The 26,422-nt window shown below is 64.2% G+C and carries 28 protein-coding genes, 1 tRNA gene and 1 pseudogene; 24 read left to right on the top strand and 6 right to left on the bottom strand.

Annotated elements, in window-relative coordinates; all coding sequences use genetic code 11:
• The 5 genes from YY7_RS0118805 to YY7_RS0118830 all read right to left on the bottom strand — a co-directional run.
• A partial coding sequence (locus YY7_RS0118805) for a transposase (protein ID WP_196237293.1) occupies positions 1-260 on the bottom strand: 260 nt, incomplete at its 3' end.
• Positions 261-350: 90 nt separating this feature from the next.
• On the bottom strand, positions 351-635 hold the full coding sequence (locus YY7_RS52165) for a DUF2158 domain-containing protein (protein WP_035690457.1): 285 nt from the start codon (positions 633-635) through the stop codon (positions 351-353).
• A 112-nt stretch (positions 636-747) separates the two neighbouring features.
• The gene (locus tag YY7_RS52170; RefSeq protein WP_080663775.1) at positions 748-1,662 is read right to left on the bottom strand and encodes an RNA polymerase factor sigma-32; all 915 of its coding nucleotides are present in this window, start codon (positions 1,660-1,662) and stop codon (positions 748-750) included.
• Positions 1,663-2,222: 560 nt separating this feature from the next.
• The gene (locus tag YY7_RS0118825; RefSeq protein WP_028164567.1) at positions 2,223-3,590 is read right to left on the bottom strand and encodes a PQQ-dependent sugar dehydrogenase; all 1,368 of its coding nucleotides are present in this window, start codon (positions 3,588-3,590) and stop codon (positions 2,223-2,225) included.
• Positions 3,587-4,057, bottom strand: a complete 471-nt coding sequence (locus YY7_RS0118830) for a DUF2231 domain-containing protein (RefSeq protein WP_245287327.1) — start codon at positions 4,055-4,057, stop codon at positions 3,587-3,589. The genes YY7_RS0118825 and YY7_RS0118830 overlap by 4 nt, the downstream gene beginning before the upstream one ends.
• Positions 4,058-4,552: 495 nt before the next feature.
• Here YY7_RS0118830 and YY7_RS0118835 point away from each other — a divergent pair, with 495 nt between their 5' ends.
• Both YY7_RS0118835 and YY7_RS0118840 read left to right on the top strand, forming a co-directional pair.
• Positions 4,553-5,266 carry an STN domain-containing protein gene (locus tag YY7_RS0118835; RefSeq protein WP_028164569.1) on the top strand — a complete coding sequence of 238 codons (714 nt, stop codon included), beginning with the start codon at positions 4,553-4,555 and terminating at the stop codon, positions 5,264-5,266.
• 272 nt (positions 5,267-5,538) lie between these two features.
• A complete protein-coding gene (locus tag YY7_RS0118840) occupies positions 5,539-6,093 on the top strand; it encodes an RNA polymerase sigma factor (RefSeq protein WP_028164570.1) in 555 nt (184 codons plus the stop codon).
• Between the two features lie 41 nt (positions 6,094-6,134).
• Here YY7_RS0118840 and YY7_RS60475 read toward each other — a convergent pair whose 3' ends face one another.
• Positions 6,135-6,314: a hypothetical protein gene (locus YY7_RS60475; RefSeq protein WP_155255240.1), complete on the bottom strand. Its 180-nt coding sequence runs from the start codon at positions 6,312-6,314 to the stop codon at positions 6,135-6,137.
• A gap of 172 nt (positions 6,315-6,486) precedes the next feature.
• Here YY7_RS60475 and YY7_RS0118850 point away from each other — a divergent pair, with 172 nt between their 5' ends.
• The 22 genes and pseudogenes from YY7_RS0118850 (at position 6,487) to YY7_RS0118955 (ending at position 26,398) form a co-directional block, all read left to right on the top strand.
• Positions 6,487-7,485 carry a FecR family protein gene (locus tag YY7_RS0118850; RefSeq protein ID WP_245287328.1) on the top strand — a complete coding sequence of 333 codons (999 nt, stop codon included), beginning with the start codon at positions 6,487-6,489 and terminating at the stop codon, positions 7,483-7,485.
• 179 nt (positions 7,486-7,664) lie between these two features.
• Positions 7,665-8,468 carry a S1 family peptidase gene (locus YY7_RS52175; protein ID WP_051396799.1) on the top strand — a complete coding sequence of 268 codons (804 nt, stop codon included), beginning with the start codon at positions 7,665-7,667 and terminating at the stop codon, positions 8,466-8,468.
• A 10-nt stretch (positions 8,469-8,478) separates the two neighbouring features.
• Complete coding sequence (locus YY7_RS0118860; RefSeq protein WP_245287329.1) at positions 8,479-8,925, top strand: hypothetical protein; 447 nt, start codon at positions 8,479-8,481, stop codon at positions 8,923-8,925.
• A gap of 231 nt (positions 8,926-9,156) precedes the next feature.
• Positions 9,157-10,896, top strand: a complete 1,740-nt coding sequence (locus tag YY7_RS0118865) for a ShlB/FhaC/HecB family hemolysin secretion/activation protein (protein ID WP_028164573.1) — start codon at positions 9,157-9,159, stop codon at positions 10,894-10,896.
• Positions 10,896-12,920 (top strand): DUF2341 domain-containing protein, encoded by a 2,025-nt coding sequence (locus YY7_RS0118870; protein ID WP_028164574.1) that lies wholly within the window; start codon positions 10,896-10,898, stop codon positions 12,918-12,920. The genes YY7_RS0118865 and YY7_RS0118870 overlap by 1 nt, the downstream gene beginning before the upstream one ends.
• Before the next feature lie 6 nt (positions 12,921-12,926).
• Entirely contained in the window at positions 12,927-13,331 is a 405-nt protein-coding gene (locus YY7_RS0118875) for an ExbD/TolR family protein (protein WP_028164575.1), read from the top strand.
• 167 nt (positions 13,332-13,498) lie between these two features.
• Positions 13,499-13,831, top strand: coding sequence for a hypothetical protein (locus YY7_RS52180; RefSeq protein ID WP_051396804.1), 333 nt, complete (start codon positions 13,499-13,501; stop codon positions 13,829-13,831).
• Entirely contained in the window at positions 13,828-14,565 is a 738-nt protein-coding gene (locus tag YY7_RS0118885; RefSeq protein ID WP_028164576.1) for a TonB C-terminal domain-containing protein, read from the top strand. The genes YY7_RS52180 and YY7_RS0118885 overlap by 4 nt, the downstream gene beginning before the upstream one ends.
• 47 nt (positions 14,566-14,612) lie before the next feature.
• Complete coding sequence (locus YY7_RS0118890; protein WP_028164577.1) at positions 14,613-16,490, top strand: putative porin; 1,878 nt, start codon at positions 14,613-14,615, stop codon at positions 16,488-16,490.
• A 2-nt stretch (positions 16,491-16,492) separates the two neighbouring features.
• On the top strand, positions 16,493-17,095 hold the full coding sequence (locus YY7_RS0118895) for a hypothetical protein (RefSeq protein ID WP_028164578.1): 603 nt from the start codon (positions 16,493-16,495) through the stop codon (positions 17,093-17,095).
• Positions 17,092-18,150 carry a peptidylprolyl isomerase gene (locus YY7_RS0118900; RefSeq protein ID WP_028164579.1) on the top strand — a complete coding sequence of 353 codons (1,059 nt, stop codon included), beginning with the start codon at positions 17,092-17,094 and terminating at the stop codon, positions 18,148-18,150. Before YY7_RS0118895 ends, YY7_RS0118900 begins: the two co-directional genes overlap by 4 nt.
• A gap of 8 nt (positions 18,151-18,158) precedes the next feature.
• Complete coding sequence (locus YY7_RS0118905) at positions 18,159-18,911, top strand: hypothetical protein (protein WP_028164580.1); 753 nt, start codon at positions 18,159-18,161, stop codon at positions 18,909-18,911.
• A gap of 113 nt (positions 18,912-19,024) precedes the next feature.
• Entirely contained in the window at positions 19,025-19,561 is a 537-nt protein-coding gene (locus YY7_RS0118910) for a YbjN domain-containing protein (protein WP_028164581.1), read from the top strand.
• Positions 19,562-19,576: 15 nt separating this feature from the next.
• Positions 19,577-20,071 (top strand): hypothetical protein, encoded by a 495-nt coding sequence (locus YY7_RS56655; RefSeq protein WP_051396800.1) that lies wholly within the window; start codon positions 19,577-19,579, stop codon positions 20,069-20,071.
• 323 nt (positions 20,072-20,394) lie between these two features.
• Positions 20,395-20,502: pseudogene (locus tag YY7_RS65085) on the top strand (transglycosylase SLT domain-containing protein); the annotation flags it as partial.
• 52 nt (positions 20,503-20,554) lie between these two features.
• Positions 20,555-20,857, top strand: a complete 303-nt coding sequence (locus YY7_RS65090; protein WP_433994512.1) for a hypothetical protein — start codon at positions 20,555-20,557, stop codon at positions 20,855-20,857.
• A 254-nt stretch (positions 20,858-21,111) separates the two neighbouring features.
• Positions 21,112-21,185 (top strand) — tRNA-Gln (locus tag YY7_RS0118925).
• A 447-nt stretch (positions 21,186-21,632) separates the two neighbouring features.
• The gene (locus YY7_RS0118935; protein WP_028164582.1) at positions 21,633-22,886 is read left to right on the top strand and encodes an ABC transporter substrate-binding protein; all 1,254 of its coding nucleotides are present in this window, start codon (positions 21,633-21,635) and stop codon (positions 22,884-22,886) included.
• Positions 22,887-23,069: 183 nt separating this feature from the next.
• Positions 23,070-23,933, top strand: a complete 864-nt coding sequence (locus tag YY7_RS0118940) for a branched-chain amino acid ABC transporter permease (RefSeq protein ID WP_028164583.1) — start codon at positions 23,070-23,072, stop codon at positions 23,931-23,933.
• On the top strand, positions 23,933-24,928 hold the full coding sequence (locus YY7_RS0118945) for a branched-chain amino acid ABC transporter permease (RefSeq protein ID WP_028164584.1): 996 nt from the start codon (positions 23,933-23,935) through the stop codon (positions 24,926-24,928). The genes YY7_RS0118940 and YY7_RS0118945 overlap by 1 nt, the downstream gene beginning before the upstream one ends.
• Positions 24,918-25,685 carry an ABC transporter ATP-binding protein gene (locus tag YY7_RS0118950; RefSeq protein ID WP_028164585.1) on the top strand — a complete coding sequence of 256 codons (768 nt, stop codon included), beginning with the start codon at positions 24,918-24,920 and terminating at the stop codon, positions 25,683-25,685. The genes YY7_RS0118945 and YY7_RS0118950 overlap by 11 nt, the downstream gene beginning before the upstream one ends.
• Positions 25,682-26,398, top strand: a complete 717-nt coding sequence (locus YY7_RS0118955) for an ABC transporter ATP-binding protein (protein WP_028164586.1) — start codon at positions 25,682-25,684, stop codon at positions 26,396-26,398. The genes YY7_RS0118950 and YY7_RS0118955 overlap by 4 nt, the downstream gene beginning before the upstream one ends.
• Positions 26,399-26,422 lie beyond the last annotated feature (24 nt).

A 26,422-nucleotide genomic window follows, 5' to 3' on the forward strand; every position in this document is an offset into this window, starting at 1 on the left:
GTCTCCAGCGGCGTCGCATCCCAGACACCGTCCGCAATGAAATGGTGCAACTGGTCGTAGTTGCTCGTGGCAAGGCGTTCCGCCATCGGCTGAACGCTCTTGCGATCGCCCGGACCGATCAATCCCGCAACATACAGAGGACACATCCGCTGCCGGGTCTTATGACCCAGCCGGTCCAAGAACGGCATCAGCCAGCGTTCGAGTTCGTCTTCCCATCCCGGCATGGTCAGCCCTCCAAGAGCCGACCACCCATGAATCATTGAAAAATTGATTCGGGAATCCTATAAAACGCCGCAAAATCAACAATCTGCCAAAGTAGTGCTAATCCGCCCCACGATGTCTGTTTGGCATCAGAACTTTCGGAGGACCTGGACGGGGAAGGTCGCGTTGTTGGTCTGGCCGCTGCCGTCGGTCCAGAAGCAATCGACCTGATCGTCCTTGACCGTGTCGACCGTCATCAATGACCCGCCTGAGCGCAGGCGGACAAGATCGCCGGGGCGAAATTGGGGCATAGCGGGGCCGGCGGTCGAGATGCCCTGTGAAGCCGCAGCGGCAAATGCTTGAGCGAAGAAAGGTGCATTGAGTGAGAGGATCAAACCGGCACCGATCGAGAAGCGCTTCATCATCGCGAGCATGTCGCAGCCTCCGTGTCTTGCAGGGGACAATGAGGTGAGATCCTCATTCCGCCTCTAGAGCATTGAGCATGGTCTTTTCGGAAAACCGGTATCCACTTTTCCGGAGCATGCTCTAAATCTGCATTTCGTATTCCGCGCGTACCCGTTCATGACCCGACTCGTTCCTCTGCAGGCGGTCGCGTTGCGTGGGCGGCGGCACGCTCGTCGCGCCATCAGGCGTCAATCGATCGGTCCTCAGATAGCCGACCGCTGCGCGCTTCACTTTTTCAAAGGCGTGGTTCTCGATCTGCCGCACGCGCTCGGGCGAAATGTCCATCCGGCTCGCGAGTTCTGCCAGCGTGGGCGGGTTGTCGGTGAGGCGCCGCGCCTCGAAGACCTGTCGCTCCCGCGGTGTCAGCACCTTGAGCGCTGCTGAGAGTGCGGTCGTCTGCTGGGTCGTCTCGTCCCGCTCCACCAGTATCACTTCGGCGTCAGGGGAATTATCGACCAGCATCGTCTCCCATTCCGCCGTTTGTCCATCGTCGTCCATCGGCTTGTTCAGGGAAAAATCGCCGCGCAGCCGGCCGTCCATCTCGATCACGTCGGCAGCGGTGACGCCCAGGTGCTCGGCGACCACATTGGCAATTTCCGGCGTGAGCGAGGTCTGGTTGTTCGAGACTTTCCTGATTTCGCTCCTGAGGCGGAAGAACAGTTTTTTCTGAGCGGCGGTGGTGCCGATCTTGACGAGCGACCAGGAGCGCAGGATGTATTCGTGAATGCTCGCCTTGATCCACCATAATGCGTATGTCGAAAACCGCGAGCCACGGTCCGGCTCGAAGCGTTGTGCGGCAACGACCAGACCGACATTGGCTTCGGCGATGATATCGGCGAGCGGGAGACCATATCCGCGATAATGCCGCGCTACCTTGGCTGCAAGCCTGAGATGACTTTTGACGAGCGCATGCAGCGCGGCCTGATCGCCGAGTTCATGCCAACGGCGTGCAAATTGCTGTTCCTGTTCTGCGTCCAATAAAGAGTATTGTTCCATCGTAAAGGTTCCTATTTGCGCCCGACGCTTTGCGTCGAGTGCTGGTCGAGGCCCGCGCTATGTCGAGGCATTACGATCATTAGGGGCAGGCGTTGCATCGGTCTTTCGAGAGCGACGGTTTTTGCTGAAACGCACATTTCAGATCACTTCGGTCGAAGCCCGGAGTTTGTGTCGTGCCGAGATCGAAGCTCGGTCGGGGCCGGTAACGCACTGAGCTGTTCATGGCGATCACGCTCTCGCTTCGAGTTAGCTGCAAGCTGAACGTAGGCCACGCGTGGTCGGCGGGGCCACTAAACAGGCGTTTAATGAGTTCACGTCCGATTGAGAGGATGCTGCTTACAAATCGGTGAGCTTGCTGTGCTCGCAGGCAAGCGAGTTCACGCCGCGGTTATTTGTGAAGCGCAGGTTGGTCGAGGAGGGGAGGCGGCCGTGCGAATTCGCAAATGCGTGCGATCTCGCTCTTGCCATTGCTCGCGGGCCGCGCGCTATTCCGATGATGGCGGAGCCGGACGTCGCGAACGACGCCCGGCTCTGTCTTGCTCCTTGGGCTCCTCTAGCGCTTATGTGTCCGACTTGGTTTGGGCCGCTGGGCTCGTGGCGGACACCCGCCACACCGTGTTTCCGACATCGTCGGCGATTAGCAGCGCACCCGCCCGATCGATCGCGAGGCCAACCGGCCTGCCGCGCGCGCGATCGTCCGCATTGAGGAATCCGGTGACGACGTCCTGCGCAGGACCGGATGGCTTGCCGCCGCTGAACGGCACGAACACCACCTTGTAGCCGTTGAGCGGGGTTCGATCCCAGCTACCATGCTCGGCGACGAACGCGCCTCCATGATACTGCGCTGGAAGGTTGTTGCCGGTGTACATGGCGAGGCCAAGCGGAGCCACATGAGAACTCAGGGCATAGTCCGGCGCAATCGCCTTGGCCACGAGATCGGGGCGTTGCGGCTCGACGCGCGGATCGAGATGCTGGCCATAATAGCTGTAAGGCCAACCATAGAAGCCGCCATCCTGCACCGAGGTCAGATAGTCCGGCACGAGGTCGGGGCCGATCTCATCGCGTTCGTTGGCGATGGCCCAGAGCTTGCCGGTCTCGGGCTCCCACTGCAGCCCGGTGGGATTGCGCACGCCGCTGGCGAAGATGCGATGGGCGCCGCTCGCGCGGTCGATCTCCCAGATCGCGGCTCTCTCGTACTCGGCCTGGATGCCGTTCTCGGTGATGTTGCTGTTCGAGCCGACACCGACATAGAGCTTTGCGCCGTCGGGGCTCGCGAGCAAGGTCTTGGTCCAGTGATGATCGATAGGCCCGCCGGGAAGATCGGTCAGCTTGGTGCCTGATGCGGTGATGCTGGTTTGTCCATCCTCGTACGGATATCGGACGATCGCATCGGTGTTTGCGACGTAGAGATCGTGGCCGACCAGCGTAACGCCGAATGGTGAGTTGAGGTGGTCGAGGAATACGGTGCGCACATCGGGAATGCCGTCGCCATTGGTGTCGCGCAACAGCGTGATGCGATTTGCATCCTCGGCCTTGGCGCCGGCGAACCATTGCACCCAACCGGTGATGAGATCCTTGGGCCGGAAGACCGGGGCCTTCGGGCCATTGCTTTCGATCACCAACACGTCGCCGTTCGGCAGTACGTAAAGCGATCGCGGATGTTGGAACCCCGTGGCCAATGCACGGACCTGCAACCCTTCCGCCACCTTCGGCGTTTCGTCACCCCACGGAGCTGGCCGCGCAATCCTGATCGGCGGCAGCAGATATTGCTGCACCTCCGGCAAGTACGGATGGGCGCCGATCTGCCTTGCGGGATTCCCGCCGCTGTCGTCACAGCCCGCAAGACTCAAGGCCGCGGCGGCGGCAACAGCCACGGTGGCAAAGCGCGGCAGGTTCGCCGCACGGGCAAGATTGAACAAGCTGGTCATTTGGCTGCTCCCGCGCGATCGCCATAGGTCAAGCCCCAGCCTCCCACCAACAGCGACAGCAGGAGGATCGTGACGAGTCCCGAGAGCGCGAGGCCGGTCGGCACGACAGCGGTGTAACCATCGCGGCTGTGAACGAGGACATTCACGATCGAGAGCAGGATCGCGACGACATAAGTGAGTGCGCGAAACCAGGCCGGCCTCTGCCTGTCGATCAGGAGATCGATCACGGCGGCGATGGCCGCAAGCGCCGCGATCACCAATCCGGCCGCAATCAGCCAGACCGAAAATCTCTCCCACATCACCAGCGCAGTCCGCCAATAAGCGAGATCGGTGACGAAGGCGCCGATCAAATAGGCCACCGAAAACGGGAGCAGCATTTGATGAATGGCATGCCGGCGGGACGCAACCTCCGGCACCGCTTCAGTTTCGACTGTGGAGTTGGTGTAGGCCACCGCGATCTGTGTCATACTTCGATCCTCACCATCGTGTGCAAGTGCGCGGCAGTGCGCCGACGCCTGCTTTGCGAGGCAACTTTCGATCTGTTCGATATGTCGGAGCGCTTCGCAGCTCCCATACATTGCAAATGGGAAAGTGGGCGGCGCTTTCAAAAGCACGCGTTCGAAACTGACGGTAAATCCTCTGTGACCTTAACCGCTGAGCTCGGCCGGCTCGCGAAACCTATCCGAGCTGCTTCCCGCGTCATCGTCTCGAGGCGTGCGCTCGTTCGGCCGCGGCGGTATCGGCTGATGTGCCAAGGTCGGGCAGGTGACGCCGTCAGGCAATCTGTCATATGGTTGACATAGGAAGGTACGATGTGAGGACCGAGGGATGGCGCGACCTCCGGGATCTGCTTGCGCGAAATCGAAGGCCCTTGCGAGGAAGTAGCCGGCGAGACGGCTCAGTTGTCAGTGATGCTAAGTATTGGCCAAATCGCTTCGTCCCGGGCGCAAGTCCGGCAGAGGATGAACTTACCCCGCCTCGGCGCCTGGACCTTGGCGAAGGTCGCGGCGCTACTTGTCATTTTGGTAGGGGTTACCGTCGCATCTGGAAACGAGCGGACGCCGCCGGTCGGGCTCATGACGTTCAATATCCCGGCGCAGCCACTGATCGACGCGCTGCAGGCGTACAGCCAGCAGGCCGGCGTCCAGGTGATGTTCGAAACGACCTCGGCAGCCGGCTTCCGTTCGCCGTCGGTCAACGGCGAGTTTACGCCGCAGGCCGCGCTGCTGATGCTCCTGGCCGATACTGACCTGAGGGTTCGCTATAGCCGATCCAACGCCGTGACGCTCGCGCCGGCGTCCGTGCCGGATCCCGACGAGCCGCCCATCCATCCCCCAGTCTCCGCGGACATAACGCTTGGAACGTTACGTGTTCGCGGTACGACCGACGCTCCCGATCGCAATATGGGGGAATATATCAGCCTCCTGCAATCGGACATTCAGAAGGCGCTCAAGAAGGGCGGGCGGACCAGGCGGGGCGAATATCGGGTCGCGGTCAAACTATGGGTGACGCCGTCCTCGCGAGTCATAGACAGGGCCGAGCTCGACGGTTCGACAGGCGACTTTGATCGGGATAGCTCGATCGCCGAGAGCTTGCGTGGCCTGGTGTTGAGCCAGCAGGCGCCGCCTAACATGCCGCTCCCGATCCGCTTCATGATCTCGATCCATGCGCTGTAGGCGACCAATATAAGGGGTTGCCTCAAGCTCCGGCGACATCTTACTCGATGCTGGGGCGATCAACGATTCTTGGTGCGCAGCCGTTGCAAGCTTCCGGCTGAATGGCCGCGGTATCTTAATATTCCCGCATCTGTGGTTCGATTGCTGCAATCGCCGACCAGCTTGCGAGTGACTGATGTCCGTCACGCGAGTGTCATCCTCGGTGGATAGGGAAAATAGTGGGACTGACCGCGATCTGCGAAACGCAGGGCGTGGCGTTGCGGGGCTGGTAGGTGTCTGATTCGAATAGTAAATCTCTGCGAGAGACAGTCGCAGCTGATTACGAGGGCTTGGCCAGGCGTCTGACGCGTTGCCTTGGCTCCTCGGATTTTGCGCGCGAGGCGCTGCACGAAGCGTTTCTGCGAGTCGATCGAGTATCCGATGCGGTGCCGATTCATAGCCCCGTCGACTATCTGTTTCGTACCGCGCTGAATGTCGCCAAGGATCGGCGCAAAAGCGATCGGCACTTGTTGAACGCCTCGGAAATCGCGGCGATCATGGACGTCATCCCCGACGACCGTCCGGACCCGGCAATGGTGACGGAATCGCGCATCGAGCTGACGGAATTTCAGAAGGCTCTCGCGGAATTGCCCGCCCGGCGGCGCGATGTATTTATCGCGGCCCATCTTGATCATCAGCCCCACCGCGAGATCGCGGATCGGTTTGGCATCAATGTGCGCACGGTCGATTTCGACCTGCAGCATGCCATGGAGCATCTCAGCCGTCGGCTAGGCCGCACCGTTCTCCGGCGCCTCGGGCCGCGTCCAAAAGCGAAGGCCAGCGAGTAGCTTGCATCTTGGCAAGAGACGTGCTTGTCAGGCTGTCTAGATCATAATCCGATTGGACGGATCGGATCATGATCTCGTCTCTTTGTTTGAGCATGATCTTCGTGCGCAAACGCTTCGCGTTTGTCGCGAGGGAAAACCGGTTTCCACTTTTCCGGATCATGCTCCAGCGGCATTTTTCCAACGCGCACGGTTGAATGCCGGCGCGGATCGCGAATCTTCAAGAAAGATTTTGAAAGATGCACTTTCTATAGCGACAAAGAGCTTGAAAGTGCGGATAGGCTGCATTTTCGATTCAGTCTTCCTTTGCGTCAATCGTCTATAGAGCATGAGGATGCGGTATTTCTGAGTACGCCGAAGTCATTCGGCGGGAGAATCAACAAAGAGCGATTGGCCTTGACCGCAGGCGACGATATTCCTTCCGAGCTTGACCCGCTGCTGCGGCAGGCGCTTGCGTGGGTTATTCGCCTGCACTCCGGGTCGGCGACGTCGGACGATGCTGCCGCTTTGGCGCTTTGGCGGCGGCGTAGCGCTGAGCACGAGGCCGCCTTCCGCGATGCCGTGAGGCTGTGGCGCAGTTTCGGCGAGGCGACGCGCGTGCTCGCAAGCCAAGAGCTTGTGAATGTTGAACGCCGCAGTCCACGCGACGCTCGCGACAGGCTCAGCCGCCGGGCGCTGATCGGGGGCGCGATGGCTGCCGCCGCATCGGTGGCCGCCGGATACGTGGTCGTTCGTCCGCCGATGGGGCTATGGCCGTCTTTCGAAGAACTTTCGGCGGACTATCGGACCGGCAAGGGCGAACGACGCAACATCGCCTTGGCCGACAACGTCTCGCTGACGCTCAACACCCAGACCAGCATCGCCGTGCGATCCGAGCAGGGGGCTCCGCGCATCGAGCTGATTTCGGGCGAGGCCGCCGTCCAGGCGGAGCGCGACGCGCCCGCGCCGCTTATCATTGATGCCGCCGGAGGCCGCGTCACGACGCGTCGCGCCAGTTTCAATGTGAGATGTCTTGATCGTGCCGTCTCGGTGTCGTGCTTTGAAGGCGCCGTCGAAGTCGAATGGAAAGGACAACGCGTCGCCATTTCGGGCGAGCAGCAGATATCCTATTCGGCGGAGATGGGGCTCGGACGCGCCTCGCAGGCGGATCTGGAACAGGCGAATGGCTGGCGAAAGGGTCTTCTGATCGTTCGCGACTGGCCCGTCAATCGTCTGGTCCAAGAGATCAATCGCTACCGGCCGGGCAGGATTGTCGTTATGGACGAGCAGCTTGGGCACCGCATGATTTCGGGCACGTTCCATCTCGATCACCTCGACGACTTCATCGCTCAGGCCCACGGCCTGTTCGGCGCCACGGCGCGGACTCTGCCGGGAGGCATCGTGTTGCTGAGCTAGAGCATGATCCGGAAAAGTGGAGACCGGTTTTCCGAAAAGATCATGCTCAAATAAAGAATTAGAGCGGGATGACGATTCGAAGAAAAGTCATCTCGCTCGCGTCTTGAACGGACTCCGCGCCCCGCGACAAATTGTTCGAAAACGGGTCTGCCAGACAAATTGCAGGACAAGAGGATTCAATGATCAAGCCGCGACATGCGGATGGCATGCACCGGTGTCGCGGGTTGGCCACCGTCATCCGAGGCATTGCGGTCGGTTTCGGGCTGCTGGGGCTGACAACAGCGGCCGCCTGGCGCGCCGAGGCTCATGACATCGGCTGGGCGGTTGGGAATTTCGCGCCGCATCAGCAGCGGTCTGAGGTTTCGCCCCTGGCGCGCACGCAGGAGCCTACGGCGCCTAACCGCCAAAAGACCGGCACCGGCTTTTTTGTCGACGACAAGGGCCATATGTTGACCGCCCGTCATGCGGCGGAAGATTGCTCGCGGCTCATTGTCTTCAAGGAAGGCCGGGCGCTCGCGGCGCAGCTCGTGGCCTTGTCGCCCAGCGCGGATATCGCGCTGATCAAGGTGACGAAGACTCTGGGCCTGGCGGCGGTTTTCCCGAATACGGTCGGCGTGAGCACCAACGACATGGTGTTTGCCTCCGCTTACGATAAGCTGGCGACCAACCGCGGCATGTTTGCAAACGCGACCGTGGCGGGAAGCCCAGGCAGCCAGTCGGGTGTGCTGCAGATAGATACGGATGTCACCTTCGGCGCCAGCGGTGCGCCGGTACTGGACAGTCGTGGCCTGGTACAAGGGATCATAAGCCGCAGGACCGGATCGAGCCGTGTGGTCGCGGTGGGGGCAGGGGACGCCAAGAGTTTCCTCGCCTCCAAGGGAGTTCGTGTCGCGGAAGATGACCGATCCCAGATCGTCGCCACGACCTCGCGCGCCAGCCGAGCGGCCTCGATCTCGGCGCGGGTCACGTGTTTGCAGAATTGAGGCGAGACGGATGTGGCAGATCAGTTTGTCCAAGATAGCCGGTTGGGTTGCGGCGACAGCCATCGTGGCGACGTTTTCGCCGACGCTGGTTTTCGCGCCAGCGCGGTCGCAGGAATATCGCGAGGCGAGCAAGGCGCCGCCGCACTGGACTCAATTCGCGAAGCTGGTCAGGTATCGTTTTGAAGACTGGATGGGAGCGGATGACGAAGTCGGCAATCGTTTCCGGGCCTATCTTCGCGAACACCGCGGAAAAGAGGACGGGGCGCCGCAGATGCTCGAGGTGCGCGCCTGGCTCAATCCTGACGGCTCGGTCGAAAAGGTGACCTTCCCTCCGCTCAACAATGCGCAGGCCGACGCTGATCTGCGGAAGATCCTCACGCGGGGCAATGTCGGGGAGGCGCCGCCACCGGAAATGCTGCAGCCCCTGCGCCTGCGCCTGTTGCTGAATCTGAAATAGCATCACGACCGGGACGACGCCGGGAAAGCCCGATGCCGCGTGGTTTGCGCCGCGCGCTTCGCTGGTGATCCGCACGGCGCACGCGCTGTCCGCGAATCGTAAGGCGCGCAAAAATTTCTTAAGACTTTGATTCAGTCTCGTTCCGGCTCGATCGTCTGTTGAAGTGAGGCACCATGAACGCGGCATTCCGCCGTGTCGTCATGTGCGTGCCCAGGAGACGAGCGAGCACCCGTGCAATCTGAGATCGGTTACAAGCGTGGCGGACCTGCGTCCGCCCGAACGGTGTTGCTCGGCCTGAGGCCTGTCGTGTCGGTGATCGCCGGCGGTCTTTGCGCGCTGACGTGGGGTGAGGCAGGCGCGGCGCCGCAAAGAGCGCAGCAGCCGGCGAATGCCCCCAGGGCGCAGCAGCCCGCGAATGCGGACAATGCGGCGGCGCCGGCGCAACGCTTCGACATCGACGATTTCGCGGTGCAGGGCGCCGACAAGCTGCCGCAGATCGAGATCGAGGAGGCGATCTATCCGTTCCTCGGGCCGAACAAGAGCGCCGACGACGTCGAGAAGGCGCGCGCGGCGCTGGAGAAGGCCTATCGCGACAAGGGCTTTCAGACCGTGAGCGTGTCGGTGCCGACGCAGAATGCGCTGCGCGGGGTCGTCATTCTCAAGGTGGCGGAGATGAAGGTCGGGCGGCTGCGGGTGAAGAATTCGCGCTACTTCGACATCGAGCAGATCAAGGACCGGGCGGCCTCGCTGAAAGAGGGCACGCTGCCGAATTTCAACGATGTCACCAAGGACATCGTCGCGCTCAACCAATGGCCGGACCGGCGGGTGACGCCGGCGCTGCGCGCTGGCGTCGCGCCGGGCACGGTCGATGTCGACCTCAATGTCCAGGACAAGGCGCCGCTGCACGGCACCGTCGAGGTCAACAACGCCAACTCGCCGAACACGACGCCGGCCCGCCTCATCGCCACCGTGCACTACGACAATCTGTGGCAGCTCGGGCATTCCGCCAGCTTCACCTATCAGGTGGCGCCGCAGCGGCCGGGCGATGCCGAGGTGTTCTCGGGGTCGTATCTGGCGCGGATTCCCGACGTCGAATGGCTGAGCTTTCTGCTCTACGGCGTGAAGTCGAGCAGCAACGTCGCCACCGTCGGCGGCACCAACATCGTCGGCCCCGGCGAGATCATCGGCGGCCGCGCGGTGATGACCTTGCCGGGCCGCGAGAACTTCTTCCAGACGCTGTCGGTCGGGGTCGACTACAAGCACTTCGACCAGACCGTGGGATTGGGCACCGACAGCTTCGCCTCGCCGGTGACCTATTATCCGGTGGTCGCCAGCTACGGCGCGACGTTCCAGAACGAGACCTTCACCACCCAGTTCAACGCCGGCATCACCTACAGCCTGCGGCCGTTCGGCAGCGACTGGACCGAGTTCGACGCCAAGCGCTATTACGCCTCGCCGAGCTTCACGCACTTCAACGTCGACGTCGCGCACACCCAGGAGTTGCCGGAGAATTTCCAGCTCTGGGGCAAGGTGCAGGCCCAGGTCGCCGACGGCCCTCTGGTGTCGAGCGAGCAGCTCAGCGCCGGCGGCCTCAATACCGTGCGCGGCTATCTGGAATCCGAAGTGCTCGGCGATGACGGCGTGATCGGCAATCTGGAGCTCCGCAGCCCGGATCTCGGCCCGATGCTGCAGAAGGAGATGAAGGACGAGACCGGCCAGGGCGCGCCGCGTTTCACCACCTTCAACGAGTGGCGGCTGTTCGCCTTTGCCGACGCCGCGCATGTCAGCATCCAGAAGCCGCTGCCGGATCAGCAGTCGGCGTTCAACCTGTGGAGCTACGGCGTCGGCACCCGCTTCAAGGTGTTCAACGCCTTCAATGGCATGTTCGCGCTGTCCGTTCCGATGGTCAGCCAAACCTATACGCGCGCGGGCGACCCGCGCTTCAACGTTCGGCTCTGGGGTGAATTCTGATGATGATGGGATGGGACAAGATGCGGGCCATGGGGAGCGGTGCGAGGCGCGCGGCCGCGAACGCGGCGGCCATGCTGCTGTTGGCCGTGCTGGCGGTGCTGGCGCTGGCGGCGCCGGCGAACGCCTGGTGGAACGATGAATGGCAATTGCGCAAGAAGATCACGATCGATGCCAGCGCCGCCGGGGCCAACATCACCGATCCGATCGGCACGACGCCGGTGCTGGTGCGGCTGCACACCGGCAATTTCCGCTTTGGCTCCGCCAAGGACGACGGCTCCGACCTCAGGTTCGTCGCCGGCGACGACAAGACGCCATTGAAGTATCACGTCGAGAAATATGACGGGCTGCTCAGCGAGGCGCTGCTCTGGGTCGCGGTGCCGAACCTGCAGCCGGGGGCCAAGGCCGAGATCTGGCTCTACTACGGCAACAAGAAGGCGCTGGCTGCGGCCGACGCCAAGGCGACCTACGACCCCGACACGCTCTTGGTCTATCACTTCAACGAGCGCGGCACGCCGTCGCTGGACTCCTCGGTGTGGGCCAACAACGCCCAGAGCGTCGGCCAGCCGGCGGAAGGCGCGCTCATCGGCAATGGCGTGCGGCTGACCGGGCAGAACCCGGTGACGCTGCCGGCCTCGCCGTCGCTGACGCTGGCCGCCGGCAGCGCGTTCACCTGGTCGGCGTGGATCAAGCCGGCGGCGGCGCAGCCGAACGCGGCGCTCTACAGCCGCCGCGATGCGGCGGCCGGCAATGCGCTGGTGATCGGCCTCGACAATGGCGCGCCGTTCGTCGAGGTGACGACGGCCGGCGCCGCGCAGCGCAGCGGCACTGGGGCGCCGGTCGCACCTGGCACCTGGCATCATCTGGCGGTGGTCGCGAGTAACGGCCAGGTCACCTTGATGCTGGACGGCACTCCTTACGCGTCGGTCGCCGCGGCGTTGCCGGCGCTGAACACGGTGGCCCTGATCGGAGGTGACACGTCTGCAACCTCCAGTGCTCCGATCGCCCAGGCCGCCCCGTCCGCAGCCGCGCAGTCCCCTGCTGCGACGGCTGCGGACGGCAGCGCGGCGCCGGCGGCGGACGATGCCGCCGCCGCGGCGCCGGTCGCGGTCCCGGCGATGGCGGGCTTTGCCGGCGACGTCGACGAACTGCAGATCGCGAAGATCGCGCGGCCCGCCGGCTTCATCAAGTTCGCCGCGGTCGGGCAGGGCCCCGACCAGGCCAAGCTGATCGCCTTCAGCGTCGATGAGGAAACCGGCAGCTGGCTGTCGGGCTACTTCGCGGTGATCCTGAAGTCGGTCACGCTCGACGGCTGGGTGGTGATCGGCCTCCTGGTGATCATGGCGGCCTTGAGCTGGGTGGTGATGGTCGACCGCTCCGGCTATCTGAACCGCCAGGCCAAGGCCAACGCGGTGTTCATGAAGCACTTCCGCGCGGTCGCCGACGACCTCACCATCCTCGACCGCGGCGCGGATGCCGACGTCGCCACCCTCGGCGGCCGGCTGTCGGCGGCCGATGCCAAGGCGATGAAGGCCTCCTCGCTCTATCGCATCTACCACATCGGCGCCGAGGAGATCCGCCACCGCTTCCGGAATGGCGCCGCGCCGGTGCTGTCCGGCGCCTCGATCGCGGCGATCCGCGCCGCGCTCGACAGCGGCGTGGTCAAGGAGATCCAGCGGCTGAACCGGCTGATGGTGATCCTGACCATCGCGATCTCCGGCGGTCCGTTCCTCGGCCTGCTCGGCACCGTGGTCGGCGTCATGATCACCTTCGCGGCGATCGCGGCCTCCGGCGACGTCAACGTCAACGCGATCGCGCCCGGCATCGCGGCGGCGCTGGTCGCCACCGTGGCCGGCCTCGGCGTCGCGATCCCGGCGCTGTTCGGCTACAACTACCTGATCTCCAAGATCAAGGACCTGACCAGCGACATCCAGGTCTTCGTCGACGAGTTCGTGACCAAGATGGCGGAGTTCTACTCCGCCGACCGGCCGGACCCGATCGAGCACCACCGCATGGCCGCGGAGTAAACGGCGATGCAGATCCAGAGCGACTCCAAGCCGTATGACGACATCAACATCACCCCGATGTTGGACCTCGCCTACGTGCTGTTGGTGATCTTCATCATCATGACGACGGCGACCGTGCAGGGCCAGAAGGTCAACCTGCCGAAGGCCTCGGCCGCGCCGTCGCTGGCGACGCAGACCACCAAGGCGATCACGGTCGCCAACGACGGCAAGATCTTCCTCGACACCATTCCGGTGACCCTGCCGGAGCTCGAGCAGCGGCTGGTGCAGCAGAAGGCGCTGACGCCGGAGTTCCCCGTGGTGCTGCGCGGCGACGCGCAGGCCCAATACCAAAGCGTGATGGACGTGCTCGACCTCTTGGGCCGCATCGGCCTCAACCAGGTTGGACTCGCCACCAAACCGCTCGTGAAGTGATGCGATCGTCGATCCCGGTACCAACGGCTCTTCCTCACACGCCCATTCGGCGCAAACGCGCCTACGAGCGTGCGCTCGATGCGCTGCAGCGAGCGCTCGTCCGGCTGCGGCTGGTCGGGCCGGCTCTCGATAACCTTGCCTCCGATGCCACGAAGGGAGGGGATTGCGTGAGTTCTGTCGTTCTGCCGTTTCCCATTCGGGGCGAAGCGCTTCTGGTCAAGCTGGCGAACGAGCTCCGCGGCCGCGTCACCGCCGGAGAGCTGGAGGATGATCCGTTCCTGGCGACGATCTCGCGCGGCCGCCGGCCGCGCCTGTCGATCGACCGCGACGCCTATGTCGAGTTCAACGCCGAAGACGAAACCTTTCATCTGAAGATAGATGCCGCGCCTGTCCTGGCGCTGACGCTGGAGACGAAGGAATTCACAAGGCTTGTTGAATTCGTCTTTCAGTACTTCGCCGAGCGCGATCGCGGTCTGCGGCAGGTCGAGGTCGTATCGTGAGCAAGCTTCGGGACGATTGGAATCTGCCGGACGAGCCGTCAGATCGTCAGCGCTCTATATTCCGCAGCCCCGGAATGCGCTACGGCGCGGCGCTTGCGGTGATCGCTTTGCTGTTCGGCGGGGCAGGCTACTGGCTGTTCGGCGGGGACGATCTGCCGCCGCCGCGACAGGTCCGCGAGATCACGATCGTCAACATCACGCCGCCACCTCCGCCGCCACCGCCACCTCCGCCGCCCGAGCAGAAGATGATCGAGCAGCCGAAGATGGCCGAACCGGAGTTCAAGGAAGAAAAGCCGATCGAGAAGCCGCAGGACGAGCCGGTCAAGGACGCCAAGAACGACGAGCCGCCGGGGCCGCTGTCGCTTGACGCGCAGGCGACCGGACCAGGCGATCTCTTCAATCTCGGCGGCAAGCCGGGCGGCAATCCTTACGGTGGCGGGGGCGGTGGTGGCAGCCGTTGGGGCTGGTACGCCTCGATGGTGCAGGCGCAGATCGAATCCGCGCTGCGTTCCAACAACAGGACGCGCAGGGCGGTCATGGAGGTGCAAATCCGCCTGTGGGCCGACAGCACCGGCCGCATCAACCGGGTTCAGCTCGTGCCATCGACCGGCGATGCCGAACTCGACGCGCTGATACGTAACGACATTCTCGGCAGTCTGACGCTGCGCGAACCGCCGCCGAAAGACATGCCGATGCCGATGGTGACGCGCGTGACCGCGCGTCGGCCGAGCTAACGCGACGTTTGTCAAACACAACGGACTACAAGAGGACTGGGGACAACATGTTTGAGATTAATCCAGGTGCACGCCGGCGCACGGTGCTGCTCGCCGTTTCGCTGGCTGCGCTGTCCTGCGTGGCGCCAGCACTTGGCCAGCCCGCGGATGAGGCCGGCGCACCTGAGAAGAAGGTGGAGTCCAAGCGGCCGAAAGTGTCGGACGCCAAGCCGACCTCGCCGAATACGACGGTCAATCTTCTCAACCTCATGGTGAAGCGGAAGCTGCTGAGCGAGGATGAGGCGCAGTCGCTGATCAAGCAGGCCGAGGACGAAGCCTATGTGTCGCGCCAGGCCTCCAAGGACGCGACCAGCAAGGCCGATGAAGCCGCGAAGGCAGCGACCGCGGCCGCTGCGGCAGCCAATCCGCCCGGCACCCGGCACGTCACCTATGTGCCGGAGATCGTGAAGCGGCAATTGCGCGAGGACATCAAGAAGGAAGTGATGGCAAAGGCCGCGAAGGAGAACTGGGCCTCGCCGGGCGCGTATCCGGAATGGGCGCAGCGCATCCGCTTCTACGGCGACGTCCGCGCTCGTTATATGGGCAGCTTCTTCCCGACCGGCAACGATCCGGGGCTGATCAACTTCAACGCCATCAACTCAGGCTCGCCTTACAATCTGGGACCAGACAACCTCAACCAAATCCCGACGTACAACACCTATCAGAACCGCAACCAGGTGCGGCTGCGCGCCCGCCTCGGCATGGACGCCGACCTCACCAACGGCTTCGCAGCGGGCTTGCGGATCGCGACCGGCGAGAGCAACTCGCCGGTCTCGACCAACCAGACGCTGGGCGGCAGCGGCTCGAATTTCTCCAAATATTCGATCTGGCTCGATCGGGGCTTCCTGAAGTATCAGCTCCCGAACCAGGATGTGGTGGCGCAGGTCGGGCGTTTCGACAATCCGTTCTGGTCGCCGACCGATCTGGTCTGGTACCGCGAACTCGGCTTCGACGGCTTCGCCGTGCAGGCCAAGCAGGAGGTGATTCCGAACATTACGGCGTTCGGCGTCCTGGGCGCGTTTCCGATCTTCAATACCGACTTCAACGCGGGTACCAACGCGTCTTACGAGAATGGTGGTGGAAAGCTTCCGAGCCACGACAAGTGGCTGTTCGGCGCCCAAGGCGGCTTTGCCGCACGGTTCGACCCGGTCTCTGAGTTCCGCTTCGGCGTAGCCTATTACGATTTCGAGAACGTGCAGGGGCAGCTCTCCGAGACTTGCTTTGTCGGCTCGAGTTCGGATAGCTGCAGCTCGGATCTGTCGCGGCCGCTGTTTGCCCAGAAGGGCAACACCTACATGATGTTGCGCAACATCTACAGCGACGTCCACAATAATTTGGGCCAGAACCTTCAGTTTCAGTATTTCGGACTGGTCCAGAAATTCCGCCCGATCGTCGCCAGCGGATCGCTCGACCTCGGCGAATTCCATCCGTTCCACATCGTGCTCGACGGCGAATTTGTCTGGAACTCAGCGTTCAATCGCGCGCTGACGGTCCCCGGCACCGGGCTTGCGCCTGTGTCCAACGTCCCCGGCATCGCCATCAACAACCGCGCCGGTACCGCGAGCGGGTCGGTGCTTGGCCCGTTCAACGGCGGCGACATGGGCTGGATGGCGCGCGTCACGCTCGGCAACAAGGAGATCAAGCACTTCGCCGACTGGAACGTGCATGCCGGCTACAAATACCTGGAGTCGGACGCGACGCTCGATGCCTTCGCCGATTCCGATTTCGGGCTCGGCGGCACCAACCTCAAGGGTTACTTCCTCGGCGCCAATGTCGGTCTCAGCGAGAACGTATGGGCGTCGATGCGTTGGCTGAGCGCCAACAGCATCGCCGGATCGCCCTATGCCGTCGACGTCCTCTTGGTCGATCTCAACACAAAGTTCTGATCATGAAGATACGCATTCTCACGTTCACCATGGCGGCAGCCGTCGCGGTGGGTTCGCAGGTCGGACCCGCGCGCGCCGATGCCGAGACCGATCGGCTGCGCGAAGCCCTGCGCAGCGCCACCCTGCAGACCCGGCAACTGGAGGACCAGCGGACGGCGCTGCAGGCCAAGCTGGCGGACGCCGAGCGGGACAAGGCCGCGGCGAAAGCCCAGGTCGACGCCGCCAAGGCGCAGGTCCGCCAGACCGAGAAGCAGCATCGCGAGGCCGTCGACGAGTTCAACAAGCGCCTCGCCGAGCGCGACGAGACCTTGGAGAAATGGAAGTCGGCCTATGAAGAGGCGGCCAATGTCGCGCGCGACAAGGACGCGGCGCGGGCCAAGTTCGAGGGCGAGGCCAACGCCTACAAGGCCGCGACCAAAGGCTGCGTCGCCAAGAACGACCAGATGCTGAAGGCCGGCCGCGAGCTGTTGAAGCAGTACAAGAGCGTCACGATCGGCGACACCATCGTCGCGCATGAGCCGATGCTGGGGCTGCGGCGGGTGGAAATCCAGAACAACATCCAGGACAGCGGCGACAAGATCCTCGACCAGAAGGCAGAACAATGAAACGCTCTCTTTTCCGCGGCGCACTCCCGATCCGGTCCCTGCGCGTGTCGCTCATGGCAACGGCGCTCGCCGCGCTCCCGCTGGCCGCCTTCGCCCAGACGGCACCGCCGCCGGCGCCGCAGCGTCCGGCGCAGGCCGTCGCCAAGCCGAAGCCCGCGGCCCCCGCCGCCGCGGCTCCGCAGCCGGTGGCGACGACGCAGGGCGCGGCCGCCGCCAAATCCGGCGCCGGTGACGACGTGATCGCCCGGGTCGGCAGCATCAACATCTCGGCCGACCAGATCCGGGCCTATGTCGCCGCGCTCGGGCCGCGCGAGCGCGCCGCGTTCGGGCAGGATCCGAACCTGCTCAGCCAGGCGGTGCGCTTGATGCTCGCCAACCGCCTGGTGCTGCAGGAGGTCGCGGCCAAGAAGTGGGACCAGCAGCCGGCCATCGCCGAGCAGCTCGACCGGGTGCGCGAGAGCGCGGTCGCCGAACTCTATCTGCAGCAGGTCGCGACCCCGCCGGCGAGCTTCCCGAGCGAGGACGAGTTGCAGAAGGTCTATGATGCCAACCGGGCCTCGTTCCTGATGCCGCGGCAGTTCGAGCTGGCGCAGATCTTCGTGCCGCTGGCCAAGGACGCCGACAAGGCCGCCGAGGACAAGGCGAAGAAGACCGTCGAGGACATCCAGCGCAAGCTGAAGGCCCCCGGCGCCGACTTCGCCGCGCTCGCCAACGAGACCGGCGAGGTCAAGAATGGCGGCGAGCTCGGCTGGCTGGCCGAGACCCAGATCCGGCCGGAAATCCGCACCCAGGTGATGGCGCTCGCCAAGAACGCGATCGCCGAGCCGATCAAGCTGGACGACGGCTGGCACATCATCAAGCTCACCGACACCAAGGCGTCCTACACAAGGACCTTGCCGGAGGTGCGCGAGGTGCTGGTGCAGCAGATGCGCAGCGAGCGCGCCGCGATGCTGCGGCGCGCCTACCTCGCCGAGCTGCTGAAGCAGAATCCGCCCGTCATCAACGAGCTCGCGCTCTCCAGCCTGATCGGCGGCCCGACGCCGGCGGCGCGGTAATCTGTGCGATGGCCGCCGTGCCGCCCATCGCCGAACCGGCGCCGGACTGGAGGCTGACCGCTGGCGGGCTGCGGACGCTGCTTGCGATGTGCGGCTATCGCGGCGCCGTGCTCGCGACCTGGCGGCGGCATGGGCTGCCGGCCGGGTGCCGGGTCTGCCTGCAGTTCGGCGATCAGCTCGCGCGCGACGGCGACGGCCTGACCCGTGTGGTGATCCGCTGCAGCCTGGAGCTCAACGGCCATGACGCGCGCATCGGCGAGGTGACCTATTGGCAGATCCGCAAGGTGGTGCCGGCCACGGTCGATGGGCAGCGCGTCGATTTCGAGCTCGAAGCCGATCTGTTGCTCGGCACCATGATCCGGTTTGACGACGTGCTGGCGCAGGGGGCGGAGATGCTGCGCCATCTGCGGCTGCTGATCGCGGATGCGCGGCTGACGCTGGCGCATCTGCCGGTCAACGACCGGCTTGGCGAGGAGGCCCGTGCGCCGGTGCTGCGGATCGAGGCCCGCTTCGCCGCCGACCTCGCCGCCGGCCGCTCCGGTCTTGTGGTGCCCGATCCGCAAGACCCCGGCGGGCCGGCCACAGCATCGTCCCGCACGACCACGCGCCATGTCGGCCTCGGCCTCGCCGCCTGCGATTGCCTGACCGACCAGGTGCTGCCCGACCTGGCGCAGGCGGCGCGCGCCCTGATCGCGCAGGAGCGTTCGCCCGGGACGGCGCCATGGCCCTCCCAGGTGCTGCCCGCAAGCGCCGCCTTTTGATGCCGATGACGCAACGATTGTCGTCGGAACACTGCAACGTCTGCAACACACGCCGGCAGCATTCCGCTGCCATTTGACGATCCGCTCACCCACAACCTGTTACGGAGTTTTCCATGTCCGATGCCACGATCACCAAACTGACGCTCGACAGCCTGCGCGAACTGTTTCAGCTCGCCGGCTATCGCGTCGAGACCCTGACCGACCCGGTCGCCAACATCTCCTACCTGCGCTCCGGCACCAATGGGCTTGCCTTCGACGTCCGTTCCGGAAACCGGATCGCCGGCGACGAGCAGAGCTTCATCGACGTCGCCCTCATCGCCGTGTTGCAGGTGCAGGGCGAACTGCCGCTTGACCTGATCAATCGCTGGAATGCGACCCGCCGGTTCGCGCGCCTGCAGCTCAGCCCGCCGTTCCTCGCTCTGTCGCTCGATTTCTCGGTGGCGGGCGGCGTGACGCAGAACAATCTGCGGGCGCAGATCGAAATTTGGGATCACCTGGTGCAGCAGCTCGTGGCCTATCTGCGCGAAGAACTGGCCAATCTGGCAAAGGCCAAGGCGCCGAATGCGCCCGCTGCCAGCACAGCCTTGCAGACGCCCGCGACGGATCGCGATCGCGTCGCCGAGACAGACGTGCCCCACACGGTTCAGTAGCGGCGCCAGATGCGGATGAAGGCCGCTATCCATACCGGCGGAAGCCGCATCTTGTGGCGACGACGAAGCGCGCGCTGGTTCGGCGCAGCGCTCGGCGCGCTTGCCGTCTTGCTCGGCGCCAAGCCAATCTCGGCCAAGGCCGCAACCGACGTGGATGGCAGGCTGAACGCGGCCCCAGCGCCGGCGGCTTGGCAGGACTTCGCCAAGCGCCTGCAGCTTCGATTGCAGGAGCGCCTGGCGTCGGAATCGACGCCGGCGCTCCGCTTCCATGACGCGGTCGCAAGGCGCGCATCTGATGCCAGGGCGGCGTCCCCGTCGATTGTCGTGCGCGTATGGGTGATGCCCGATGGCAAAGTCCAGCGCATTGAGTTGGAAGGCCTCGACGACGACGCCTCGCATGATCTGTCCACGCTTCTGATCGGCGATGGCGTTGGCAGCACGCCGCTCGATATGCCGCAGCCGCTGCGCATGCGGCTCTCGTTGCGTCCGAAGACAGGCGTGGAGGATTGAACGTGCCGGCACCGGCATCGCAGCGATGGCGCGGCTTGGTGGCGGCAATGGCGGTACTATCCGCCGCGTTCATGACGGCTGCCGGCCGGGCGGAGCCAGCCGCGAACGATGCGAGTTTCGCCGTCCGTTACGCCGCGATCGAGATGCCTGCGGACACGGCTCCCGCACCGGGCCCGCCGTCTGCCGGACCGCTGGCTGGTTCTTCAGCTCCGGCCAAGCCCCAATCGCCGATGAACCGCAGCGACGCGCTGGCCTACTACCGCGCGCTGATCGAGAAGGAGGCCGGGCGGCAGGGACTGGCGCCGGCCATTGCCGAGGCGGTGATGGCGGTGGAGAGCGGTTATAGCCCCGGCGCAATCGGCGATGTCGGCGAAATCGGGTTGATGCAGATCCTGCCGTCGACGGCGCGCATGTTGGGCTTCACGGGAAGCAATGCCGAGCTCGCGATGCCCGAAAACAACATCCGTTACGGGGTGACTTATCTTGCGCAGGCGCCTTGCCGGCGGCGACCTTTGCACCGCGACCATGAAATATCGCGCAGGCCACGGGGAGACGCGCTTCTCCCATCTCTCGGTCAATTACTGCCTCGCAGTTCGCGCCAAGCTCTTCGCGCGCGGATTTCCCGTCACCGGCAGCGTCCCGGTGGCAACCTTCGGCAAGCCGGCGGGGCTAGGCGGCGGCTGCGGAAAGAAATGCCTTGGCACAGCCGGCATCGGCCGCGTCGATCTCGCAGGGCTCAATACGAGGCTCAATGCGATTGTCATGCAGGTGCGCAGCGGAAGGTGAGGGCGCTGGGCTCGGATGGCGATGAAGCGATAGCGCCACGCGCGTGTTACCCCTGCGAGCGTATTGTTAGCTCGTTGGCCGGCTGCACGCGCCGGCCGGCCGCATTTTTGCCCGGAAACACTTGCCATACCTGCTTGCCAAGGCCCGGACCGAACAGTAGAAGGACCTCGCAGCGAGGCGGCGATTTGCTATGGTCCCGCCCGCCGGCATTGCCCCGGCTATAGACTTAAGCTATTGAAGCCGTTGAGCAATTTTGGGGAATGGTGTAACGGTAGCACAACAGACTCTGACTCTGTTTGTCTTGGTTCGAATCCAGGTTCCCCAGCCAGATTGGCTAATCCCACAACAGCTTGATCCGAAACCGGCTTTCCACCGCAGGCGATCGGGCATCGAAGCAGCCGTTGGTTTCGATGTGGCCTAGATTCTTGCTCGCAGAACGCGAGACGGCTGCGGTCATCGCCGTCAGCTTTATGAGCACCTAAAGAGCAACTCCGTCACGCCTAACGCGGCGTCACACCCGCAGTGACGTGCCCACCTTACGCTCGAATGCGCACGCCGCACGTGCAGCGCTGAATTGCCTAGCGTTGAAGCAGCGATAGCGCGATCGGCTCGCGTGATGCGCATGCGGACTCGCACCTGGCTTGGCTTGCCGAGGTCAGGGTGCCATGCGATGCTGGTGTACCAAGAAAATTGGGGGCGGGGGCTGCAACGGCTCGTGCGCTTCCCATGCATAAAAAGCCCGGCATCGGGCAAGGGATAGTGGAGACGTTCGAAGATGAGATTTTCACATGTCATCGGGCTGTTTTCGGCTGCCGCCATGTCGGCCGCGCTGGTGGGCAATGCCGCGGCCCAAAGCAAGACCGTCAAGATCGGCGGCATCTTCCCGATGAGCGGCAATGCGGCGAGCATCGGCGTTCACGTCAAGCATGCGTTCGATGTCGCGCTCGACATCATCAACAACCCCCATCCCGAGCTCGGCAACTTCCCGCTCGCCAAGAATGGCGGCCTCGCAGGTCTCGGCGGGGCCAAGGTCGAGATCGTCTACGCCGATAACCAGGGCAGCCCCGCAACCGGGCAAAACCAGGCGCTGCGGCTGATCACGGAGGAAAAAGTGGTAGCGCTGACCGGCGCCTATCAGTCCGGCATCACGCTGACCGCGAGCGCGATTGCCGAGAAATACAACATCCCCTTCGTCAACGGCGAGTCGGTGGCGCCGAACCTCACCGAGCGCGGCTTCAAATGGTTCTTCCGCGTCACGCCGATCGCGACCGATTTCGCGCGGGTCTATTACGAATTCCTCAACGACATGAAGGCTGCCGGCGCCAAGACCGACAATATCGCGATCCTCCACGACAACACCGAATACGGCGCCTCCGTCGCCAACACCCTCACCACGGCGTTCAAGGAGAAGGGCATCGCGGTTGCGCTCGACGTCGCCTATGCCACCAACGCGACCGACGTGCAGAGCCAGGTGCTGCAGCTCAAGGAGAAGAAGCCCGACGTCGTCATCGCGATCTCCTATACGTCGGATGCGATCCTGTTCGCCAAAACGATGCAGGCGCTCGATTACAAGCCGCCGATGCTGCTCGCCGACGACTCCGGCTATTCCGACCCGTCCTTCATCAAGGCGGTCGGCAAGATCTCGCAAGGCGTCTTCAACCGCTCGTCCTGGAGCGTCGGTCCCGCGGGCTCGCCGACCGCGATCATCGCCAAGATGTACAAGGACAAGAGCGGCGATGACATGGACGATACCGTCGCGCGCCAGATGCAGGCGCTGTTCGTGCTGTGCGAGGCGATCGACCGCGCCGGCTCGACGGAACCCGCTAAGATCCAGGCCGCGTTGAAGGCGACCGACCTCAAGCCCGATCAGATCATGATGGGCTACAAGGGCGTCAAGTTCGACGACAAGGGCCAGAACATCCTGGCGTCCGGCCTCATCATCCAGCTCCAGGACGGTGAGAACTACGTCTCGGTCTGGCCGAAGGCGAGCGCCGAGAAGACGCCGATCATGCCCTACAAGGGCTGGTGATGCAGAGTGTTCACCTCTCCCATCGGGAGAGGTCGATTTTCGCAAGCAAATCGGGTGAGGGGTTATGCTCATCGATAGACCTGATCCCCTCACCCGGCGCTTCGCGCCGACCTCTCCCGACGGGAGAGGTGGTCAGGGGGCTGACGGCCAAGTGATTCAACCAAGAACAATACGCGCACATCCATGACCTTCACGCTTGTTCAGGTGATCGTCGGCGGCCTCTTGCTGGGAGCTGTCTACGCGCTGTTCTCCTCCGGGCTGACGCTGGTCTGGGGGATGATGAACGTGGTCAACTTCGCCCATGGCGATTTTGTCATGCTCGGCATGTATGTCGCGTTCGTCGTCTACACGCTGCTCGGCGGCGGGCCGCTCATCGGCGCGCCGCTCGCGACGCTGTTGCTCGCCACCCTCGGCGTCATCGTCTATTTCGGCCTGATCCGCGACATCATGAAGGGGCCGATGCTGGCGCAGATCCTCGGCACCTTCGGGCTGGCGCTATTGCTCCGCTATTCAGTGTTCTGGTGGTTTGGCGCAAACTTCCTGTCGCTGCCCGAAAACCTCGTCGGCGGCACCTTCGACATCTTCGGCATCCGCATCCAGGCCTCGCGCCTACTGGCCGGCGTGGTCGCGCTGGTGGTGACACTCGCCCTGCATCTTCTGCTGACGCGCACCACGCTCGGCTCGCGGATGCTGGCGGTCGCGGAGGATGCGACGGCCGCGCAGCTCATGGGCATCCGGCCCGACAGCATGCAGGCGATCGCCTGGGCGATCGCGGCCGGCGCCACCGGCCTTGCCGGCGCGCTGATCGCGACCTTCTTCTACATCGTGCCGACGGTCGGCGAGACGCTCGGCATCGTCGCCTTCGTCACGGTCTCGCTCGGCGGCTTCGGCAGCGTGCCCGGCGCGCTGGTCGCGGGGCTGCTGATCGGCGTGATCGAGTCGCTATCGGGCTATCTGATCGGCGCCGTTTACAAGGATATCGTGGTGTACTCGCTGTTCCTCGGCTTCCTCTGGTTCAGGCCACAGGGCCTGATGGGCAAGACGTGATGCGGCGCACGCTCTGGCTCCTGATCGCGCTTGCGCTGGTGGTCGCTTATCCGCTGGTGTTCACGACGCCGTTCCAGCAACGGCTCGGCGCGCTGGTCCTGCTCTATGCGATCGCAGCCTCGGCGTGGAACATCGTCGGCGGCTACGCCGGCCAGATTTCGGTCGGCCACGTCGTGTTCTTCGGCTGCGGGGCCTATGCCGCGATGGGCGCGTATACGCATTTCGCGCTGTCGCCGCTGGTCGGAATTCCCGCCGGCATCGTCTTTGCCGTGCTGATCGCGGCCGTGATCGGCCGGCCGACGCTGCGGCTGTCGGGCCACTATTTCAGCATGGCGACGATCGCGGTCGCCGAGCTCGCGCGGCTGATCGTTACCAACACCGAATATCTCGGCGCCGCCGTTGGCCTGAGCGGCCCGACTGTGGCGCGCAACGTGTTCGATCTCTCCTTCATCTCCGCGCTGCCGTATTACTATCTGTTCCTGGCGGTCCTGATCATCACGCTTGCCATCACCTGGTGGATGACGCGCAGCCGGATGGGTTTCTATCTGCGCGCGATCAAGGATTCCGAGCGTGCGGCGCGTTCGCTGGGCGCGCCTGCGAGCCGCATCAAACTTTACGCCTACATGCTGAGCGCAGGGCTCACCAGCGTCGCCGGCGCGCTCTATGCGATGATGTTCGGCTTCGTCGATCCGGAGTCCGGGCTCGGCATCCTGATCTCGGTGAAGATCCTGATCATGGCGGCGCTCGGCGGCGCCGGACTATTGTTCGGCCCATTCGTCGGCGCTGCAATCCTGGTGCCGCTCGAGGAAATCTCCAACAGCCTCTTGGGCGGCAAGGGCGCCGGCCTGACCTTCGTCGTCTATGGCGCCATCATCGTGCTGATCGCGCGCTTCCAGCCCGGCGGCATCCTGGCCCTGATCAATCGTCTGTGGGCGAAGCGTCGGGCCAAGCCGATGGATGAAAGCATCGCGCAAGAGGCCGGCCATGCTTCTTGAAGCGCGCGGGGTCACCAAGGCTTTTGGCAGCTTCAAGGCGGTCGATGCGGCCAGCGTCACGCTGGGGCAGGGCGATATCCTCGGCCTGATCGGGCCGAATGGCGCCGGCAAATCCACCTTCTTCAATTGCCTGACCGGCGATCTCGCGCTGACATCGGGCCAAGTGCTGTTCGAGAACCACGACATCACGGAGCTGTCGCCGGAGGCGCGCGCACGGCTCGGCTTGGCGCGCACCTTCCAGGTGCCGCAGACCTTCGAGGGCATGACAGTGCTGGAGAACGTGATGATCGGCGCCTTCCTGCGCACGCCGCATCGCGTCGAGGCCGAGACCAAAGCCCGCTCGGTGCTGGAGCAGGTCGGCATGATGCGGCTTGCGGATGCGCCGGCGCGCTCGCTCGGCACGCCCGGCCGCAAGCGGCTGGAGATCGCGCGGGCGCTTGCAACCGAACCCAAAGTGCTCCTGCTCGACGAGGCGATGGCAGGGCTGACGCAGCGCGAGGTGCAGCTTGCGATCGAACTGGTACGCGATATCCATCGCTCCGGCATCACGCTCGTGATCGTCGAGCACATCATGGAAGTGATCATGTCGCTGGCGAGCCGGGTGATGGTGTTCCACCAGGGCAAGGAGATCGCGCGCGGCAGCCCGCGCGAGGTGACGTCCAACCCGGCCGTCATCGCGGCCTATCTCGGCACCCGCGCCGCCAAGGTTGCCGCCGGCCACACCCCGATCGAGTTGATGGGCGGGCCGGCGACATGACCGGGCCGCTCTTGAGCCTCGAACATCTCGAAGTGCGCTACGGCGACCTGATCGGCGTCTCCGACGTCTCGCTGGAAGTGCCCGCGGGCAGCGTGGTCGCGCTGCTCGGCTCAAACGGCGGCGGCAAGACCACGACGCTGAACGCGATCGCTGGCCTGATCCCGGTGCATGCCGGCAGCATCCACTTCAACGGCGAGGCGATCGCGGGGCAGAGCGCGTTCGCGATCGTGCGCAAGGGCCTTGCTTTGTCGCCGGAAGGCTGGCGGCTGTTCGTGCAGCAGAGCGTCGAGAACAACCTTCTGCTTGGCGCCACCCCGCTGCAGGACAAGACGCGCATCAGGACGTTGCTGGAGCGCGTCTATGAGATCTTCCCGCGCTTGAAGGAGCGCCGCAGCCAGCGCGCCGGCACCATGTCCGGCGGCGAACGGCAGATGCTCGCCGTCGCCCGCGCGCTGATGAGCGACCCGAAACTGTTGATGCTGGATGAACCGTCGCTTGGCCTGGCGCCGGCCGTGGTGGAGTCGATGTACGAGACGTTCGGCCGGCTGCATCGCGAGGGGCTGACGATTCTGCTCGCAGAGCAATCGATCGAGCTTGCGCTGGAAGTCTCCGACTTCGCCACCGTGCTCCAGGTGGGCAGGAGCGTGCTCTCAGGCACCGCCGCCGCGCTGGCGCAGGACCCGCAAGTGCAGAAGGCATATCTCGGCGGCTAATGCGACTTTGTAGGATGGGTAGAG

It is taken from the genome of Bradyrhizobium elkanii WSM2783 (assembly GCF_000472865.1).
GTDB lineage: Bacteria > Pseudomonadota > Alphaproteobacteria > Rhizobiales > Xanthobacteraceae > Bradyrhizobium > Bradyrhizobium elkanii_A.

Coding starts and splice junctions, on each gene's coding strand:
- YY7_RS0118910 (WP_028164581.1), top strand. CDS start 19,025: ATGTCCGATGCCACGATCACCAAACTGACGCTCGACAGCCTGCGCGAA.
- YY7_RS0118860 (WP_245287329.1), top strand. CDS start 8,479: ATGTGGCAGATCAGTTTGTCCAAGATAGCCGGTTGGGTTGCGGCGACA.
- YY7_RS0118835 (WP_028164569.1), top strand. CDS start 4,553: ATGAACTTACCCCGCCTCGGCGCCTGGACCTTGGCGAAGGTCGCGGCG.
- YY7_RS0118905 (WP_028164580.1), top strand. CDS start 18,159: ATGGCCGCCGTGCCGCCCATCGCCGAACCGGCGCCGGACTGGAGGCTG.
- YY7_RS0118940 (WP_028164583.1), top strand. CDS start 23,070: ATGACCTTCACGCTTGTTCAGGTGATCGTCGGCGGCCTCTTGCTGGGA.
- YY7_RS0118890 (WP_028164577.1), top strand. CDS start 14,613: ATGTTTGAGATTAATCCAGGTGCACGCCGGCGCACGGTGCTGCTCGCC.
- YY7_RS52175 (WP_051396799.1), top strand. CDS start 7,665: ATGATCAAGCCGCGACATGCGGATGGCATGCACCGGTGTCGCGGGTTG.
- YY7_RS0118945 (WP_028164584.1), top strand. CDS start 23,933: ATGCGGCGCACGCTCTGGCTCCTGATCGCGCTTGCGCTGGTGGTCGCT.
- YY7_RS52165 (WP_035690457.1), bottom strand. CDS start 635: ATGCTCGCGATGATGAAGCGCTTCTCGATCGGTGCCGGTTTGATCCTC.
- YY7_RS0118900 (WP_028164579.1), top strand. CDS start 17,092: ATGAAACGCTCTCTTTTCCGCGGCGCACTCCCGATCCGGTCCCTGCGC.
- YY7_RS0118955 (WP_028164586.1), top strand. CDS start 25,682: ATGACCGGGCCGCTCTTGAGCCTCGAACATCTCGAAGTGCGCTACGGC.
- YY7_RS0118950 (WP_028164585.1), top strand. CDS start 24,918: ATGCTTCTTGAAGCGCGCGGGGTCACCAAGGCTTTTGGCAGCTTCAAG.
- YY7_RS0118830 (WP_245287327.1), bottom strand. CDS start 4,057: ATGACACAGATCGCGGTGGCCTACACCAACTCCACAGTCGAAACTGAA.
- YY7_RS56655 (WP_051396800.1), top strand. CDS start 19,577: ATGAAGGCCGCTATCCATACCGGCGGAAGCCGCATCTTGTGGCGACGA.
- YY7_RS52170 (WP_080663775.1), bottom strand. CDS start 1,662: ATGGAACAATACTCTTTATTGGACGCAGAACAGGAACAGCAATTTGCA.
- YY7_RS0118875 (WP_028164575.1), top strand. CDS start 12,927: ATGCAGATCCAGAGCGACTCCAAGCCGTATGACGACATCAACATCACC.
- YY7_RS0118870 (WP_028164574.1), top strand. CDS start 10,896: ATGATGATGGGATGGGACAAGATGCGGGCCATGGGGAGCGGTGCGAGG.
- YY7_RS0118895 (WP_028164578.1), top strand. CDS start 16,493: ATGAAGATACGCATTCTCACGTTCACCATGGCGGCAGCCGTCGCGGTG.
- YY7_RS0118935 (WP_028164582.1), top strand. CDS start 21,633: ATGAGATTTTCACATGTCATCGGGCTGTTTTCGGCTGCCGCCATGTCG.
- YY7_RS0118825 (WP_028164567.1), bottom strand. CDS start 3,590: ATGACCAGCTTGTTCAATCTTGCCCGTGCGGCGAACCTGCCGCGCTTT.